This is a genomic window from Haloferax chudinovii, from assembly GCF_042663345.1.
Classification (GTDB): domain Archaea; phylum Halobacteriota; class Halobacteria; order Halobacteriales; family Haloferacaceae; genus Haloferax; species Haloferax chudinovii.
On record NZ_JBHTAB010000010.1, the window covers coordinates 84935 to 101615 of the forward strand.

A 16681-nucleotide genomic window follows, 5' to 3' on the forward strand; every position below is an offset into this window, starting at 1 on the left:
ATTTATACACCTTCCGCGTCGCCGCCGTCCGCGTCCGCGCCCTCGTCGTCTTCCGGCAGTCGGAGGACGTTCTCGCGGCCGAGGCGGAAACCCTCGATGGTCCCCTCGTCGCGCATCCCGCGGACGACCTTGCTCGTCTTCGCGTCGGTCCAGTCGAGCGCGCCGGCGACCTCCTGTTGCTTGATGCGGCCCCCGCGGGACTCGATGAGCCGGAGGACGCGCTCTTCGTTGCTGAGGAGTTCCGGCGGCGGGGTCGGCTCGTCGCCGCCGTCACCCGCGTCGGGGGCGGCGTCGGACGCGCCCGCACCGACTCCGGCTCCGGCGCTCGCCGTGTCCGCGTCGGTGGCGGCGTCGGCCGCCGACTCCGAGTCGGCTTCGCCCCCGCTCGCGGCGGTCGCCTCGGGGGGCGCTCCAGCGTCCGTCCCGCCGGCCGCACCGGCCGCGTCTGCACCGCCGTCGCCGCCGCCGAGCGCGCCCCGCGAGCGGAGATAGAGCGCGCCACCGCCGACGAGGACGACGAGGACGACGAGTGCGAGCGCGGTCGTCGTCGGGAACGGGTCGTCGCCCGTCGCGGGCGTCTCGGAGTCGACCGGAGTCGGCGACGCCATCGCCGTCGTTCCGGGGCCGCCAGCGCCGCGTTCGAGGACGACGTTCGGTTCGCCCGAGACGAACTCGGTCTGAGAGCCGCGCCAGATGACCGCGTGCTCGCGCGTCTCGTCACCCGCGGGCTCGACGGTCGTCGCGCCGTAGTCGTCGGGCCACGAGAGGATGAGCCGGGAGCGACTGTCGAGGAAGAAGCCCTCGATGGCGTCGCCGACGACGAGGCGGTCGCCGTCGACCGCCGCGAAGTTGGACCACTCGAAGGAGTAGGAGACGACCCCGAAGCTGTCGGGGAGCGACCGCGTCTCCGCCGAGACCGAGACGTTCGTCGCGGCCATCTCCCGGCCGGTGGCGTTCTCCGCCGCCCCGACGGTCGAGGCGATGCGCTCCGCGAACGCAGAGGTGTAGTCGTCGGGGGTGGCCCGCACGTCGTCCCGGAGCGACTGGAAGGCCTCGGTGGTGTTCTCGTCGTCGAGCCGGGTCCAGTACTGAATCTCCCAGCTGGCGTCGCCGCTCTCGGAGACGTCGACGACGATTCGCGTGCTGTCCGGTTCGACGCCCTGCTGGACGAGCGGTTCGACGCCCGGACCGCTCGCGGGGGCCTCCTGTGCGACCGCGGTCGGCGCGACCACGGCGAGCACGCAGAGGGCGGCACAGAGGACTGCGAAGACAGCGTCTCGTGTCGCCATTGCCCGTTCGTGCGAGCGCACGCAGAAAAAGTGACGCGGTTCTTCGCGCCGCTCAGTCCGTCCAGCGTCTGACGAGCGGCAGACGGGCGCGGACGACGGCGTTCGCCGCGGCCACGGCCTCGTCGGCGTCGGCCCGGGTGACGCCGTCGCCGTACTTCGCGCGCTCGTAGAGTCGCCCGACCTGTCGGGTTCGCTCGTCGACGCCGACGCGGGAGAGCGAGTCGAGGTAGGCTCTGACCGTCTCGCCGGGGCGACGCGGCCGGTACGCGCGTTCGAGGGCGAGTTCGAGGCGGTCGTACGCCCGGAACACGTCGTCCGCCGGCGAGTCGGTGCGTCGCTGATACGCCGCGGTCGCAAAGCGGAGGTGCGCCGGGAGCCGCGTTCGCCTGACGCCGGCCACGACGCCGAGGAGGCCGACGAGACCGACGAAAATCGTCTCCCGCGACGGCATCTCGGGGACGAGGCCGCCGCCCTCGTCGTCTTCGGCCGCGCCGTCGCCCGCCGGTGTGACGCCGAGGCGCTCGTCGATGTTGGGGCCCGGCGCGTTGCTGTCGACGGGCGTCGCGTTCGTCTCGTTCTCGGTCGGCGTTTCGGTGTCGTTCGCGGTCGTCGGGGGCTGTTCTGTCTCGGGGGACTCGACGTTCGTCTCGTTGGTGTCGACGCCCGTCTGGCCCTCGTTGCGGGCGTCGGCGAGGGTGGTCGACTCCGCGTCCTCTCGGGGGGCGGCGGGCGTCGGGTCGAAGCGCACCCAGCCGGTGTCCTCGAAGTAGACCTCGACCCACGCGTGGGAGTCGAGGCCGCGGACGACGTAGCGGTCGTCGCCGACGCGCTCGCCGGTCGTGTAGCCGGTGACGAACCGCGCCGGGACGCCCTCCGAGCGGAGGAGCACCACCATCGTCGAGGCGTAGTAGGTGCAGTAGCCGGCGTCCATCTCGAAGAGGAACGACTCGGCGATGTCGCCGTCGGGGCGGGACACCCGGAGCGAGTACTCCTTGTTGGCTTCCAGCCACTCCTCAACCGCGACGGCCTTGTCGTAGGGCGTCTCCGCGTCGCCCGTTATCTCGGCGGCTCGGTCGCGGACGCGGTCGGACGTGCTGTCGGGGAGCGCGAGATACCGCTCGCGAATCTCGTCGGGGTAGTCGGTGCCGGTCCGCCGGAGCGACGCCGCGGTGTACTGCGGGACGACGCTCGTGACGGTGTAGGTCTCGCCGATTTCGACCGCCCGGTCGGGGCGGAGATTCCCCTGCTGGGTGACGAGCGTCTCGTTTTCGATGTCGCCGGAGACGGCGACGGGCCGCCACGCCGCGGGCATCGAATCGAGCGGCGTCGCCGGCGTGACGGTCTGGCGGACCAGCCGCGAGGGGCCATCGGGACCGGCCAACCGGCCGCCCTCGTAGTCGCGGGTGTCGCCGGTCCTGACCCAGCCGTCGCCGGTGTAGCGGTCGAACGTCGCCGTCTGCCAGTAGTCCGGTGACGTGCTCTGGACCTCGAAGCGGACCCGCGGCGAGAGGCTGATGCTCCCGACGACGGAGATGCGGTCGTTCGCGCTCACGAGGCTGGCCTCGACGGTCGGCTGTTCGGCCACGCCGCCGTCGGCGATGACCGGCGACCCGCCCGCACCGGGGAGGACTGTGACGGTGGCCGACAGCACGACCATCGCCGCGAGGACGACCGTCAGCACGTCGAGTTGGCCGCCGGCGCTCCCGAAGCGGTCGATGCCGTCGAAGCCGACCGCGGCCATGCCCGCGCCGACGCCGAGGAGCGTGAGCGTCCCCGTGGCGTCGGTGGTGAGGACGAACAGACCGAGCCCGCTCCCGGCGACCGCGACGGCCGGCGCGATTCGCCCGCGGACCGCGAGGTACCACGCGAGGAACACCGGGCCGGGCGTCACCGCGAGCGCCCACACGTCGGCCGACAGGAGCCGGAGCGCCGAGAGCCCGGTGAGGAGCGCGAACGTGTCGGCCAGCAGGCGCTCCGGCGAGAGCAACGCGATCTGGCTCTCGGGGAGCGCGAGGAAGTACGCCGCGAAGCCGCCGCCAGCGATGAGGACCGCGAGGCCGAACGCGTATCTGGGCCGGAGCGTCCACCCCACGACGGTGGCGAGGCCGAGCGTCCCCGCGGCGAGGAGGACGAACTGGTCGCGACGGCCCACGACGTTCGTGATGTCGTAGACGACCGCGAGGAACGCGCCGATGAGGACCAGCGAGGCCGCCGCCGCGAGGAGGCCCGCGGGGACGCCGAAGACGGTGTTCGTCGAGCCGGCTGAAGCAGACGACGACTCGCCGGCGACCGTCACGCCGACACCCCCGAGTCGGCACCGCGGCCCCCGGTGGGACTCGCCGGGTTCGGGGTCGAGCCACCCACCGCGTCGCCGTCGGCGCGCAGACGGTCGAACGTGGTCTCGCGGCCGCCGAGCGCGACGCGCGTCTCCCCGGCGTCGCCGTTGACGACGATTTCGGCAGTCTCGTCGGGGACCGACCCCGAGCGGAGCCGCGAGAGGTGGCCGAGGACGCGCCGTCGGTCGCCGGGCGTCGCCTCGACGACCCCCGCGGACGAGGTGAGGTGGACCGGAACACCAGCGTCGAGGAGCGCACAGCAGAGCGTCGCGGCCGCCTCGGCCGCGTCGTCCTCGTGGCCGTCGGTCGCGCCGACCGAGACGCGCACCGCGTCGGCCGTGACCCGGTCGTCGTAGGCCTTCACCACGAGGTCGCCGGATTTGGCGGTCGACTTCCAGTGGATGTCGCGGAGCGGGTCGCCGGGGACGTACTCGCGGAGGCGGTCGAACTCGGCGCGCTCGTCGGTGCGGCCCGCGTCCGCGAGCGCCGAGAGGTCGCGGCGGGCGGCCGCGCCGAGCGACCGGACCCGCGGGAAGACGACCACCTCGGTCGTCCCGCCGGCGGTGAACGACTTCGAGAACAGGCCGAGAATGTCGCGGGCGACGACGGTCGCCGGGCCGAGCGTCGCCGGCCCGCGTGCGCGGTAGGTCACCTCGTAGTCGACGCGGCCGTCGCCGACGACCGAATCGACCGCCGCGTCGCCGTCGAGGCCGGGTGAGAGCGCGTCGGTCGTGGTCGCCGGAAACGACCTGTCGGCGTCGATATCGAGCGAGACGGTGCGCGTCTCGCCGGGGAAACCGTCGTCGGGCGCGACGCGTTCGACGCGGGGCGGCGAGGCGCGCCAGACCTGCACCGCGCCGACGACGAGGCCGACGGCGACCGGGACGACGACGGCGTTGAGCGCCCGCGGGCCGTAGGCGACGGCGTTGGCGACGCCGACGACCACGACCGCGACGGCGACCCGGCCGCGGAGCGTGAGCCGCATCGGTATCACTCGACTGGGACGGTGTCGAGCGCCCGCTCGACCACGTCGCGGCCGGAGCGCTCGTCGGTCGTCCGGACTCGGTGGACCCAGACGCTCCGCACCTCGCGCTGGACGTCGTCGGGGACGACGTAGTCGCGGGCGTCGAGGGCGGCGCGGGCCTGCGCGGCGCGGACGAGCGCGATGGAGCCACGGGGGCTCACGCCGAGGTCGGCGCGCGCTCTGGTGTCGGCGGCGAGCCGAGAGACGTAACGGCGGACCGGCTCGCTCACCGTCACGTCGAGGATGCGCTCGCGGGCGTCGCGCACGTCGCCGGCCGACGCAACCGGTTCGAGCGACTCGATGGGGTGGTGGCCCGAGACGCGGCCGAGCAGTTCCGTCTCCTCGGACTCGTTCGGGTAGCCGAGGTGAATCTTCTTCATGAACCGGTCGAGTTCGGCCAGCGGGAGGTCGTACGTTCGGTCGGGTTCCACGTCGTTCTGCGTCGCGATGACGGTGAAGGGGTCGGGGACGCGGCGGGTGACGCCGTCGACCGTGACCTGTAGCTCCTCCATGACTTCGAGGAGCGCGGCCTGCGTCTTCGGCGGCGCGCGGTTTATCTCGTCCCCGAGGACGACGTTCCCGAAGACCGGTCCCTCGCGGAACTCGAACTCGCTGGTCTGTTGGTTGAACACGTTCACCCCCGTCACGTCCGACGGGAGGAGGTCGGGCGTGAACTGGATGCGCTCGAACGACCCCTCTATCGAGGTGGCGATGGCGCGGGCGAGCATCGTCTTGCCGACGCCCGGCACGTCCTCCAACAAGAGGTGCCCGCGGGCGAACAGCGCCACGATGATGTCTTCGATGGCGTCGTGGTGGCCGACGATGACCCGTTCGACGTTCTCGGAGATTCGTGTCGCGAGGTCCGACACCGCCTCGACCGAGGGCGCGGGGTCGAAGTCGGCGTCTGCATGTGCATCAGTCATTGATATCCCGGATGCCCCGCCGACTGTCTGCACCGCCGACGGGTCTCTGCGTGTTAGTATTGCCTCGGTCTACCTAACCTTGCTGGGTGTCCACACTGGTCTCACTGGGTATCGACACTCCTCAGCCGCGGCCGGTGGTTCGGACGGACGGCGGCGACCGGGCCGTTCCCGGGCGTTTTTATCGCTCGGCGACCCGGGTGTGAGTATGAACGCGGACGCCCAGCGGGAGGCGGTGTACGGCGCGCCGCCGGAGATGCTGGCAGTGCGGGACGACCTGACGCCGATGCTCTCGCAGTACGCCGACCTCTGCGAGGAACACGACGACGCCGTCGTGCTGTTTCAGGTCGGCGACTTCTACGAGGCGTTCTGCGGCGCGGCGGAGGCCGTCGCCCGCACCTGCGAGGTGGCGCTGACCCAGCGCGAGGACTCCACCGGGACGTGGCCGATGGCGGGCATCCCCATCGACAACGCCGCGGGCTACCTCGACCGCCTGCTCGACGCCGGCTACCGGGTCGCCCTTGCGGAGCAGGTCGAGGACGCCGAGGAGGCGTCCGGCCTCGTCGACCGCGCGGTCACCCAGCTCATCACGCCCGGTACCGTCGTCGACGAGGAACTGCTCGACGCCGGGCGAGCGACCTATCTCGGCGCGGTCGCTCGGGGCGGGGGCGAGGGAGAGAACGGAAGCGACACTCAGAGCGACAGCTACGGCCTCGCCGTCGTGGACGTGTCGACCGGCGAGTGCCTCGTCACCGGAGCCGACCGCGCGCTGGCGCTCGAAGAACTGGAGCGCCTCGCCCCCGCCGAACTCGTCGTCGGCCCCGACTGCGACCTCCCGGACCTCTCGTTCGACCCGATGGAGACGCCCTTCGAACCGGCGGCGTTCGACGCCGACTCGGCCCGCGAGACGCTGTCGGCCTACGCGCCCCGACCGGACGCCGTGGTCGAATCGGAGGCCGAACTCCGGGCGGTCGGCGCGGCGCTCGCCTACGCCGAGTACGCCCAGGGCGACGCGAAACTTGAGTACGTCACCCGCATCACGCGGTTCGACCCCCGCGAGTTCCTCCAGCTCGACGCGACGGCCATCCGGAGTCTCGAACTGTTCGAGTCGCGGAGCGCCCGCGCCGGAAGCACGCTGTTTTCGGTCCTCGACGAGACGGCCTGCGCGCTCGGCCGCCGCCGACTGGAGGCGTGGCTCCGCCGCCCGCTCGTCGACCGCGACGAAATCGAGGCCCGATTGGACGCCGTGGCGGCCCTCTGCGACGACGCGCTCGCCCGCACCGACCTCCGAGAACACCTCTCGTCGGTGTACGACCTCGAACGACTGGTCGCCCGCGTCTCCCGCGAGCGCGCCGACGCCCGCGACCTGCGCTCGCTGAAGACGACGCTCGACCGGGTCCCTGAGGTCCGCGAGGCGCTCGCCGGAACCGATTCCGACCTGCTCTCGGACCTGCGCGACTCGCTGGACGAACTCGAGGACGTTCGCGACCTCGTCGGCGACGCCGTCGTCTCCGACCCGCCCCAAGAGATTACCGAGGGGGGCGTCATCGCCGAGGGTTTCGACGCCGAGTTGGACGACATCCGCGGGACCGCCGAGGCGGGCCGCGAGTGGGTGTCGAACCTCGAAGCCCGCGAGCAGGAGCGCACCGGCATCGACTCGCTGGAGGTCGGCTACACTCAGGTCCACGGCTACTACATCGAGGTGACGAACCCGAACCTCGACCGCGTCCCCGACGACTACCAGCGCCGCCAGACGCTGAAGAACTCGGAGCGGTTCTACACGCCCGAACTGAAGGAGCGCGAGGACGAGATTCTCCGCGCCTCGGACCGCGCCGACGCCCTCGAATACGACCTGTTCTGCGAGGTCCGCGCCGACGTCGCGACCGAGTCGGCCCGGATTCAGGCCGTCGCCGACGCCCTCGCCGACCTCGACGTGCTCCGAACCCTCGCGGACGTGGCGATGGCGAACGACTACGCCCGCCCCGAGTTCCACGCGGGCGGCGAGACCGGTGGCATCCGCATCGACGCCGGCAGGCACCCCGTCGTCGAGCGCGCACAGGACGAGTTCGTCCCGAACCCCGCCGCTCTCCCGCGGGGGAGCGTCGCGCTCGTCACCGGCCCCAACATGTCCGGGAAATCGACGTACATGCGGCAGGTGGCGCTCGTCTGCGTCCTCGCGCAGGTCGGGGGCTTCGTCCCCGCGAAGTCGGCGCAGTTGCCGGTGCTCGACCGCGTGTTCACCCGCATCGGCGCGTCCGACGACATCGCGGGCGGCCAGTCGACGTTCATGCGCGAGATGAGCGAACTGACCGAAATCCTCCACAACGCAACCGGCGACTCGCTCGTCCTCCTCGACGAGGTCGGCCGCGGCACCTCAACCGCCGACGGCCTCGCCATCGCCCGCGCGGCCACCGAGTTCCTCCACGACGAGGTCGGCGCGACGACGCTGTTTGCGACCCACTACCACGACCTCACCGACGCGGCCGAGGACCGCGAGGGCGTGTTCAACCTCCACTTCACCGCCGCGCGGCGCGACGGCGAGGTCACGTTTCTCCACAGCGTCGCCGACGGCCCCTCGTCGTCGTCCTACGGGGTCGAAGTGGCGCAGTTGGCCGGCGTGCCCGCGAGCGTGGTCGAGCGGGCGCGGGACCTCGTGGACGACGCCGACGCCGGAACCCCGAACGACTCCGACGCAGACGGCGTCGCCGCCGCCACGAACGGCGAGGTCGACGAAACCGCCGAAGACGGCACGCTCGCGGCCTACGTCGACGGGCTTGAGAACGGCCACGGCGAGAGCGAACACCAGAAGCAGGGGAGCGCGGCAACTGCGACGACCGCAACGACCGCGACGGCCGAACTGGCCCCCGAACTCGAAGCCGTCGCCGAGGCGCTCCGCGAGGCCGACCTCGCGGACACCACGCCGCTGGAGGCGCTGAACCTCCTATCGGAGCTCAAAGGAAAACTCGAATGATTCGCCGACTCGACCCGGAGACGCGCTCGAAAATCGCCGCCGGCGAGGTCGTCGCCCGCCCCGCGAGCGTCGTGGTCGAACTGGTGGAAAACGCCCTCGACGCCGATGCTGAGACCGTCGAAATCGAGGTCGATGGCGACGGCACCGGGCGAATCCGCGTCGCCGACGACGGCCGCGGGATGGCGGAGTCGGACGCCGCGCTCGCGGTCGAGCGACACGCGACGAGCAAGCTCTCGGCGGCCGACGACCTCGATACGGTCGAGACGCTCGGCTTCCGGGGCGAGGCGCTCCCGAGCATCGCCGCGGCCGCCGCCCGCCTCGAACTGACGACGAACGACGGCGGCCCGCGGGGGACCCGGGTCGCGGTCGACGGTGATGGGCAGACCACGGACGGCGAGCGCGACAAGACCGTCTCGCCCGCGGGTCGGGCGCGCGGGACGACCGTCGAGGTGACCGACCTGTTTGCCGACCGCCCGGCGCGGAAGAAGTCGCTCGCGTCGCCGAAAGCCGAGTTCGCCCGCGTCTCGGCGGTCGTCACGCGCTACGCGCTCACGCGGCCGGACGTGCGGTTCGTCCTGCGACACGACGGCCGCGAAACGCTCGCGACTCCCGGCACCGACCGCTTCTCGGACGCGCTCTTGGCGGTGTACGGCCGCGACGCCGCGAGCCACGCCTCGACGTTCGACGCGGCGCGGGAGGTCTCCGCGGCCGGCGAGACGGCCACGGTCGAAGTCGACGGCGCGCTCTGCCACCCCGAGGTGACGCGCTCCCGGCGCGACCACGTCCACGTCTCGGTCAACGGCCGCGCCCTCGCCGAACCGCGACTCCGCCGGGCGGTCGCCGACGGCTACGGGACGCTCTTGCCCGACGGGCGCGAACCGGTCGGCGTCGTCCGACTCCGCCTGCCGCCCGCGTGGGTCGACCACAACGTCCACCCCGCGAAGGACGAGGTGGGCTTCAGAGACGCCGACGCGGTCGCCGAGGCGGTCGAGGCGAGCGTCCGCGACGCGCTGTCGACCGCCGACCTCCGGCGGAGCGGCGAGGTGGCGATGGACCTCGATAGCTCGCTCGCGCCCGTCGAGGCCGCCTCGGTGTTCGACGACCTCCGCGTCATCGGTCGGTTCCGCGGCCTGTACCTGCTTTGCGAGGCCGGCGACGAACTCCTCGTCGTCGACCAGCACGCGGCCCACGAGCGCATCAACTACGAGCGACTCCGCGAGGCGGTCGAGTCGGCGGGCATCGACTCGGTCGCCGTCGACCCGCCGGCGACCGTCTCGCTGTCACCGACCGACGCGGCGCTCCTCGACGCGAACCGCGACCTCGTCGAGGAACTTGGATTCCGCGTCGCCGAGTTCGGCGACGCGGACGGGGCCGGGGGCGGGACCGGAACGTACCGCGTCGCGGCCGTGCCCGCGCCGCTCGGCCGGCCGTTCGCCCCGGGCGCGCTCGCGGACGTGGTGACCGACGTCGCTTCGGGTGACCGCGCCGACCCGCGGGACGCGCTACTGAAAGACCTCGCGTGTCATCCGTCGATACGAGCCGGCGACGACCTCGGGGACGACGAGGCCGCGCGACTGGTCGACCGACTCGGGGCGTGCGAGACGCCCTACACCTGCCCGCACGGTCGACCCACGGTGCTCTCTATCGACGAAGAGACGTTCGTCCGCGGGTTCGGCCGGCGAACTGGCCGGCTCGGATAGGGGCTCGGCGAGAGCAACGTTGCCGAGCCACCCCGACGCAGTCGTGCGAAGTGGCGCGGTAGCTCGTGCGTGAATTGGTACCGAATAGTTACTGAGGTGGCTCGGCCGGCCGCTACCAGTCCTTGCAGTCGAGACAGACGTACTCGTCGCCGTCGAGCCACCGCTTTCGGACCGCCTCGCCGCACCGCGGGCACGCCGCGGTCTCTGGCGTCCATCGGTAGGTGGCGAGCGTGCTCACATCGCGGTCGTCCGAGTCGTCGGAATCGGTGGCGTCGGGAGACTCGGCGGCGCTGGTCGGGGTGTCGGGAGACTCGGCGGCGTCGCCGGCGGCGAAGTCGTCGAGCGAGCGGTTCGGCATGACTCAGCGTCCGTGGGCGCGGTCCTTATCGGTGCCGACCGAGCGGCGCGGCGGACGGCCGCCGCGAACCGCGGGGCGGCGAGGGGCTCGGCGGTCGGGTCGAGCGCCGTGCGAAACCCACACAATCAATACCCCCGAATCCCGAGAGTCGCGCATGGCAACACTCACGGACTTCGTCATCGCGCTCCTCACGAGCGTCCTCGAACTGGTGGTGACCTTCGCCGACGTGGCGCTGAGCGACCCGCTTTCGACGGTGAGTCTCCTCTTTGGCAACGTCTTCCTCCTCCTCGCCGTCGGCGCGTTCGCCTACGTCGTCCTCGGCGCGCTCGGCGCTGAACTCGGCATCATCGGCGTCGGCTCGTCGACCGGTAAGCCGCCGCGGCGAGAGTAATCGCTTCTTCGAGGTCGGGGCCCACCGGCGACCCGACCACGACGCCGTCAGCGTGTTCGAGCACCGCGGCCATCCGGTCGGCCACGTCGTCGGGCGTGCCGGCCATCGAGAAGGCGTCTATCATCGCCGGCGTGACGAGGCCGAACGCCTCGGAGAACGCGCCGGCCGAAATCTTCTCGCCGATGTCGCTCGCGCGGTCGGCGTCGATACCGTGTCTGTCGAGGACCGGCGGGGCCGCCCCCGCGGCGATGAAGGCCACCGGCGGGCGGGCGGCCTCGCGGGCCGCCGCCGCGTCTTCCGAGACGGAGACGCTGGCGTAGGCGGCGAGGGCGAACTCGCCGCGCGAGTCGGGGCGGTCCGCGACGCCGATATCGACCTGTTCTCTGGCCCACGCGAGGTCGTCGGGGTGCGAGCCGTTGAACAGCAGGCCGTCCGCGTGCTTGCCGGCCATGCGACACATGTGCGGGCCCTCGCCGCCGACGTACACCGGCACCTCGCCGGGCACGTCGAAGTTGAGGCCGGCGTCGGTCGCCTCGAACGTGCCGTCGTGGCTGACGCGTTCGCCGTCCCAGAGCCGCTGTGCGACCTTGAACGCCTCCAGCACGGAGCGGAGGCCGCGCTCGTCTTCGAGGCCGAGGTTGCGGAGCGTCGACGGGTCGCCCGGGCCGATTCCGAGGAGGCCGCGACCGCCCGAGGCCTCGGCGACGGTCGCCACCTTGCCGGCGAGCGTCACGGGGTGGAGTTCGTAGGGGTTGGCGACGCCGGGGCCGAGGCGGATGTCGTCGGTCTCGGCCGCGAGTCGCGCGAGGACCGCGAAGGGGTCGCGGTTGTTGTAGTGACACGAGACGAACAGGGAGTCGTACCCCTCGCGTTCCGCCTGCGTGCCCAGTTCGACGAGGTCGTCGACGGGGTGTTCCGGGGTGAGTTCGAGTCCGAGCATGGTGTGAGCGTGAGATTGTGAGATGGGTCGTCAGGGGTCGTAGCGCCACTCGCGGAGCGCCTGTCGCACGAAGTCGCCGTCGATATCGCGGAAGTGGGCGTCGCTCTCGCCGTGGTCGCCCCACTCGAAGCCGCGGACGACGACGACGGGCGTGCCGCCGTCGCCCTCGCCCTGCACGAGGTTGGCGGCCGCGGCGAGTTCGTCCACGACGCTCTCGACGGTGACGCCGAGTTCGCGGCCGTCGCGGTCGGCCTCGCCGCGCCAGTCGCGGGAGGCGTTCAGCCCCGCCCAGCCGATGGCGACGCCCCGCTGGCCGTGTCGGAACGGGCGGCCGCAGGTGTCGGTGACGACGACCCGGTCGGCCTCGACGCCGGTGCGGATGCGCTCTGCCGACTCGCTCGGGCGCGTCGGGAGCAACAGCAGGTCGTGGTCGGGGACGTTCGAGCGGTCGATGCCGGCGTTGACGCCGACGTGGCCGAACCGCGTCTCGGTCAGGAGGAACGGCTCCGACATGACGAGGTCGACGCTCTCTTCGAGGACCGCCTGCGCGAACCGCGGGTCCTTCTCGTCGCCGGTCAGTTCGGCGAGGCGGGCGGCGAGTTCGCGAGCCCGCGGGCCGGCCGGGAAGTCGTCGAGGTCGGCGAACCGCCCTTCGGCCTTCGAGACGACCGTGGAGGCGACACAGACCACGTCGTCGGGCCGGAGGTCGACGCGCTCAGAGACGAGGGCGGCGAGGTCGTCGCCCTCGCGGACCTCGGGCACGTCGGGGACGGGAAACAGCTCCATACCGAGTCGGAGGGAGAGGGCGGTGAAAAACGACGGGATGCTGGCGAACCGGGCCGGTATCGCAGGCGGGCGGGGCGAGTCGGTTCGGAGGAAGGACGCGACACGGCGAGCGCACCGAACTCAGTCGCCGCGGACGACTTCGACCGACAGCGAGCCGTCGACGACCGTGCCGACCATCATCGTCGCGTCGTCGCCGGGGTTCGCCGCCGTCGCGGTGCCCGGATTGAGGACGCGGACGCCGTCGACGACCTCGTCGACCACCTCGTGGATGTGGCCCGCGACGCCGACCGCGCCGTCGCCCGCGGCGTCCCTGACCGCGTCGGCGACGCGGGACTCGTAGCCCGTTCTCGTACCCGTGCCGTGGGTGACGACGAACGTGAGCCCGTCGACCTCCGCGATATCGACGAACGGGAGGTCGATGGACGGCGGGTCGATGTTCCCGCGGACACCGACGAACCGCGCCGAGAGGTCGCGGAGGCGGTCGAGCGTGGCCGGCGAGTCGAAGTCGCCCGCGTGAATCACGAGGTCGGCCTCGCGGACCCTGGCTTCGACCCACGGGGGAATCCCGTCGGCCCGCCCCGGAACGTGCGTGTCGCTCAGGATAGCGAGTCGCATACCGATACCACGCGACCGGCCTGAATAGTCGTTTTGTCAGTGGCGGACGTAAGTCAAGATATGCCACACGTCGTCACCGTCTTCCTCCGACACGGCGGCCGCGTCCTCCTCGCCCGCCGGAGCGACGCCGTCGGAACGTATCAGGACCGCTGGGCCGGCGTCTCCGGCTACGTCGAGGGCGACCCCGCCGACGCCGAGCGCGACGCCCGGCGCGAACTCGCCGAGGAGGTCGGCGTCCGCGAGGCCGACGCCGAACTCGTCCGCGCGGGAGCACCCCTCTCGGTCGCCGACGAGGGCCGCGAGTGGACCGTCCACCCGTTCCTGTTCGACGCGGGGAGCCGCGACGTCGACACCAACGAGGAACTCACCGCGGTCGAGTGGGCCCACCCGACCGAGATTCGGGAGCGCGAGGCGGTCCCCGGACTGTGGGCGGCCTACCGCCGGGTCGCGCCCGCGGTCGAGACCATCTCCGATGACGAGACCCACGGGTCCGCGTGGATTTCGCTCCGGGCGCTGGAGGTCCTGCGCGACGCCGCCGCCGAAGCCGACTCGCGGGACGCGCTCGCGTCGGTCGCCCGCCGACTCCGCGACGCCCGCCCGAGCATGGCCGCCGTCGAGAACCGCATCAACCGCGTCATGTCGGAATCGAACTCCGACCCGAAATCGGTTCGTCGCCGCGCCGAGGCGACTATCGACGACGCGGCGGAAGCCGACGACGCGGCGGCCGCCCGCGCCGCCGAACTCGTCCGCGAACGCGGCTACGACCGACTCGCCACGCTCTCACGGTCGGGGACCGTCCTCGCGGCGCTCGAAGCCGCCGAGGCCGCCGAAGCCGCCGTCCTCGTCGCCGAGTCCCGGCCGGGCGGCGAGGGGGTCGGGGTCGCAGAGCGACTCGCACGAAGTGGACGCGACGCGACGCTGACCACCGACGCGGCGCTCCCCGGACTCGTCGCGGCCGGCGGGGCTGACGCCGTGTTCCTCGGGGCCGACTCCGTGCTCGCGTCCGGCGGCGTCGCTAACAAGGTCGGAAGCCTCCCCGTCGCGCTCGCGGCCACCCGCGCCGACGTGTCCGTCTTCGCCGTCTGCGCCCGCGACAAGGTCCGCGGCGACGACCGCTTCGTGGGCGAGGACGCCGGCGCGCTGTACGACGGCGAGGCCGCCATCGCGACCGAGAACCCGCTTTTCGAGGTCGTTCCCGCGGACCTGCTCTCGGGCGTCGTCACCGAGGACGGCGTGTTGGGCGCAGAGGAAATCGGTGCGCTCGCGGCCGAACACGCCGCGCTGGCGGCGTGGGACGACTGAGTCGGGAGCGCGGGATTTCGGGGAGCCGTCGCGACCACCGCCCGGCGGGCGAAAAGGGTGGATTCTTGAGCGTCCGACCCGGACTCCGACTCGGTGGCGATGACGAAGGTTACCCCCACTCAGCCCCTTGTGATGATAGATTTCATCCGAGCCACCAACTACTGACGGCCCGTCGGTCGCTCCGAACTACTTCCTCCCGGAGCGTCGCGTGCACGCTTCTGTCGGACTGGGCCACCCGCTGTGAGCGAACGGGCTCTCGCCGAGCGACGGAAACCGGACACCCACGCCGAAGGCGCAACTTCCTTCGTGAGTCGCCGCAACCCCTCGGCCATGCACATCGAACGCATCGCGGTCGACGAGTCGGTCGGTCGGACGATGCCGCCGGGGCTGTTCGCCGAGGCGCTGTCGGGCCACGGAGTGCCCGTCGAGCGCGTCGGCGACGACGAGGAGTTCGGGCCGGGCGACGCGGTCGCCACGTTCGGCCACCGAGACGCCTTCGTCGACGCCGACTGGGTCCACTGCGTCCGCGCCGGCTACGACGAGTTCCCCGTCGCCGACTACGAGGACGCCGGCACGGCGCTCACGAACAGCACCGGCGTCCACGGGACGACGGTCGGCGAGACGGTCGTCGGCTATATGCTGACGCTCGCCCGCCGCCTCCACGCCTACCGCGACGCCCAGCGCGACCGCGAGTGGGACCTCCCGCGCTACAAGGAGCCGTTCACCCTCGACGGCGAGCGCGTCTGCGTCGTCGGCCTCGGCACGCTCGGTCGGGGCGTCGTCGACCGCGCGGCCGCCCTCGGCATGGAGGTCGTCGGCGTCCGGCGCTCCGGCGACCCGGCCGAGAACGTCTCGACGGTGTTCACGCCCGACCGACTGCACGAGGCCGTCGCCGACGCCCGGTTCGTCGTGCTGGCGATGCCGCTGACCGAGGAGACGGCAGGCATGGTCGCCGCGCCGGCGTTCGAGGCGATGCGCGAGGACGCCTACCTCGTGAACGTCGCGCGCGGCCCCGTCGTCGACGAGGCCGACCTCGTGGCGGCGCTCGACGCCGGCGACATCGCGGGCGCGGCGCTTGACGTGTTCGCCGAGGAACCGCTCCCCGCGGAGTCGCCGCTGTGGGGCTTCGACGAGGTGCTCGTCACGCCACACGCGAGCGCCGCGACGGGGAGGTACCACGAGGACATCGCGGCGCTCGTGGGAGAGAACGTCGAGAAGATAGCCGCCGGCGAACCGCTCACGAACCGCGTGGCGTGAGGGCGAGACGGTCCGAACAGGGGGCGGCGCGTCGGCGCGTCGACGCCTCGCTCAGAGGAACTTGAACAGGTCGTCGCGGCCCTGCTCGTGGAGGTGCGACCGCAGGGCGTCTTCGAGGTGAGAGATGTCGCCGCGCTTGGCCGTGATGGGCGCGATGACGTTCCGCCACTGCTTCCACGGCGGGAACAGCCCGAGGCGGTCACAGAGGTCGTTCAGGCGCTCATCGCGGTCGTCGACCTTGTCCATCTTGTTGACCGCGACCACGGTCGGGATGTCGAGTTCGTCGAGGAAGAAGAACATCTCCACGTCGTGGGGAATGGAGTCGTCGGTGGTGTGGCGGTCGATGATGTCGATGACGCTTTTCCCGTCGACGACGAGGACCGCCGCGAGGATGTCGTCGGCGTGCTCCTCGATGTACTGGACGACGTCGGTCTTGATGGCCTCGCGGGTGTCTCGGTCGACGCCGGACATGAAGCCGAACCCGGGGAGGTCGGTGAACATGAAGTGCTCCGCGTTCCAGTCGAAGTGGTTGGGTTTGCGGGTGACGCCGGGCTTCTTCCCCGTCGTGAACTTGCTGTGACCCGTCAGCTCTCGCATCAGCGTCGACTTCCCCACGTTCGACCGCCCGACGAGGACGATTTCGTCGCGGTCCGGTCGGTCTTCGAACATACCGGTGATTCGCCACCGCGACGGATAAGGTGGGCGGAACGAACCCGCCGCTGGCGGCGTCGACGTGGAAAAAAGCACGTCTCCGGACGAGTCGCCCCCACGACGACCCGCCGACGACGCGTG

14 protein-coding genes are annotated in these 16681 nt (G+C 71.9%); 5 read left to right on the top strand and 9 right to left on the bottom strand.

Features of this window, described 5'->3' with window-relative positions; all coding sequences use genetic code 11:
• Window positions 1-2: 2 nt before the first annotated feature.
• The 4 genes from ACFQI8_RS16010 to ACFQI8_RS16025 are packed head-to-tail and all read right to left on the bottom strand — an operon-like array spanning window position 3 to window position 5572.
• Entirely contained in the window at window positions 3-1289 is a 1287-nt protein-coding gene (locus ACFQI8_RS16010; RefSeq protein WP_390246516.1) for a helix-turn-helix transcriptional regulator, read from the bottom strand.
• Between the two features lie 52 nt (window positions 1290-1341).
• Window positions 1342-3585 (bottom strand): transglutaminase TgpA family protein, encoded by a 2244-nt coding sequence (locus tag ACFQI8_RS16015; protein WP_390246518.1) that lies wholly within the window; start codon window positions 3583-3585, stop codon window positions 1342-1344.
• Complete coding sequence (locus tag ACFQI8_RS16020; RefSeq protein WP_390246520.1) at window positions 3582-4610, bottom strand: DUF58 domain-containing protein; 1029 nt, start codon at window positions 4608-4610, stop codon at window positions 3582-3584. Before ACFQI8_RS16020 ends, ACFQI8_RS16015 begins: the two co-directional genes overlap by 4 nt.
• A 5-nt stretch (window positions 4611-4615) precedes the next feature.
• On the bottom strand, window positions 4616-5572 hold the full coding sequence (locus ACFQI8_RS16025) for an AAA family ATPase (RefSeq protein WP_390246522.1): 957 nt from the start codon (window positions 5570-5572) through the stop codon (window positions 4616-4618).
• Between the two features lie 205 nt (window positions 5573-5777).
• Between ACFQI8_RS16025 and mutS the strand changes: the two genes are divergently transcribed.
• Both mutS and mutL read left to right on the top strand, forming a co-directional pair.
• Window positions 5778-8540: a DNA mismatch repair protein MutS gene (gene mutS, locus ACFQI8_RS16030; RefSeq protein ID WP_390246524.1), complete on the top strand. Its 2763-nt coding sequence runs from the start codon at window positions 5778-5780 to the stop codon at window positions 8538-8540.
• Window positions 8537-10240 (top strand): DNA mismatch repair endonuclease MutL, encoded by a 1704-nt coding sequence (gene mutL, locus ACFQI8_RS16035; RefSeq protein ID WP_390246526.1) that lies wholly within the window; start codon window positions 8537-8539, stop codon window positions 10238-10240. The genes mutS and mutL overlap by 4 nt, the downstream gene beginning before the upstream one ends.
• Window positions 10241-10352: 112 nt before the next feature.
• Here the strand turns inward: mutL and ACFQI8_RS16040 are convergent, their stop codons facing one another.
• Complete coding sequence (locus ACFQI8_RS16040; protein WP_390246528.1) at window positions 10353-10598, bottom strand: DUF7573 domain-containing protein; 246 nt, start codon at window positions 10596-10598, stop codon at window positions 10353-10355.
• Between the two features lie 154 nt (window positions 10599-10752).
• On the opposite strand from ACFQI8_RS16040, the gene ACFQI8_RS16045 reads away from it, so the two are divergent.
• The gene (locus tag ACFQI8_RS16045; RefSeq protein ID WP_390246530.1) at window positions 10753-10989 is read left to right on the top strand and encodes a hypothetical protein; all 237 of its coding nucleotides are present in this window, start codon (window positions 10753-10755) and stop codon (window positions 10987-10989) included.
• Here ACFQI8_RS16045 and ACFQI8_RS16050 read toward each other — a convergent pair.
• The 3 genes from ACFQI8_RS16050 to ACFQI8_RS16060 form a co-directional block, all read right to left on the bottom strand.
• The gene (locus ACFQI8_RS16050; protein WP_390246532.1) at window positions 10943-11929 is read right to left on the bottom strand and encodes a 5,10-methylenetetrahydromethanopterin reductase; all 987 of its coding nucleotides are present in this window, start codon (window positions 11927-11929) and stop codon (window positions 10943-10945) included. The genes ACFQI8_RS16045 and ACFQI8_RS16050 overlap by 47 nt on opposite strands.
• 30 nt (window positions 11930-11959) lie before the next feature.
• Window positions 11960-12715 (bottom strand): coenzyme F420-0:L-glutamate ligase, encoded by a 756-nt coding sequence (locus tag ACFQI8_RS16055; RefSeq protein WP_390246534.1) that lies wholly within the window; start codon window positions 12713-12715, stop codon window positions 11960-11962.
• Between the two features lie 120 nt (window positions 12716-12835).
• Complete coding sequence (locus ACFQI8_RS16060) at window positions 12836-13330, bottom strand: metallophosphoesterase family protein (RefSeq protein ID WP_390246536.1); 495 nt, start codon at window positions 13328-13330, stop codon at window positions 12836-12838.
• A 60-nt stretch (window positions 13331-13390) separates the two neighbouring features.
• On the opposite strand from ACFQI8_RS16060, the gene ACFQI8_RS16065 reads away from it, so the two are divergent.
• Both ACFQI8_RS16065 and ddh read left to right on the top strand, forming a co-directional pair.
• Window positions 13391-14632, top strand: coding sequence for an eIF2B alpha/beta/delta subunit family protein (locus ACFQI8_RS16065; RefSeq protein WP_390246538.1), 1242 nt, complete (start codon window positions 13391-13393; stop codon window positions 14630-14632).
• A 330-nt stretch (window positions 14633-14962) separates the two neighbouring features.
• On the top strand, window positions 14963-15889 hold the full coding sequence (gene ddh, locus ACFQI8_RS16070) for a D-2-hydroxyacid dehydrogenase (protein WP_390246675.1): 927 nt from the start codon (window positions 14963-14965) through the stop codon (window positions 15887-15889).
• Between the two features lie 51 nt (window positions 15890-15940).
• Here the strand turns inward: ddh and engB are convergent, their stop codons facing one another.
• Window positions 15941-16558, bottom strand: coding sequence for a GTP-binding protein EngB (engB, locus tag ACFQI8_RS16075; protein WP_390246540.1), 618 nt, complete (start codon window positions 16556-16558; stop codon window positions 15941-15943).
• Between the last annotated feature and the right edge of the window lie 123 nt (window positions 16559-16681).

What these genes read in the sequence shown, in the direction of transcription:
- ACFQI8_RS16010 (WP_390246516.1), bottom strand. Translation starts at nt 1,289, where the DNA reads ATGGCGACACGAGACGCTGTCTTCGCAGTCCTCTGTGCCGCCCTCTGC.
- ACFQI8_RS16020 (WP_390246520.1), bottom strand. Translation starts at nt 4,610, where the DNA reads ATGCGGCTCACGCTCCGCGGCCGGGTCGCCGTCGCGGTCGTGGTCGTC.
- ACFQI8_RS16025 (WP_390246522.1), bottom strand. Translation starts at nt 5,572, where the DNA reads ATGACTGATGCACATGCAGACGCCGACTTCGACCCCGCGCCCTCGGTC.
- mutS (WP_390246524.1), top strand. Translation starts at nt 5,778, where the DNA reads ATGAACGCGGACGCCCAGCGGGAGGCGGTGTACGGCGCGCCGCCGGAG.
- mutL (WP_390246526.1), top strand. Translation starts at nt 8,537, where the DNA reads ATGATTCGCCGACTCGACCCGGAGACGCGCTCGAAAATCGCCGCCGGC.
- ACFQI8_RS16040 (WP_390246528.1), bottom strand. Translation starts at nt 10,598, where the DNA reads ATGCCGAACCGCTCGCTCGACGACTTCGCCGCCGGCGACGCCGCCGAG.
- ACFQI8_RS16045 (WP_390246530.1), top strand. Translation starts at nt 10,753, where the DNA reads ATGGCAACACTCACGGACTTCGTCATCGCGCTCCTCACGAGCGTCCTC.
- ACFQI8_RS16050 (WP_390246532.1), bottom strand. Translation starts at nt 11,929, where the DNA reads ATGCTCGGACTCGAACTCACCCCGGAACACCCCGTCGACGACCTCGTC.
- ACFQI8_RS16055 (WP_390246534.1), bottom strand. Translation starts at nt 12,715, where the DNA reads ATGGAGCTGTTTCCCGTCCCCGACGTGCCCGAGGTCCGCGAGGGCGAC.
- ACFQI8_RS16060 (WP_390246536.1), bottom strand. Translation starts at nt 13,330, where the DNA reads ATGCGACTCGCTATCCTGAGCGACACGCACGTTCCGGGGCGGGCCGAC.
- ACFQI8_RS16065 (WP_390246538.1), top strand. Translation starts at nt 13,391, where the DNA reads ATGCCACACGTCGTCACCGTCTTCCTCCGACACGGCGGCCGCGTCCTC.
- ddh (WP_390246675.1), top strand. Translation starts at nt 14,963, where the DNA reads ATGCACATCGAACGCATCGCGGTCGACGAGTCGGTCGGTCGGACGATG.
- engB (WP_390246540.1), bottom strand. Translation starts at nt 16,558, where the DNA reads ATGTTCGAAGACCGACCGGACCGCGACGAAATCGTCCTCGTCGGGCGG.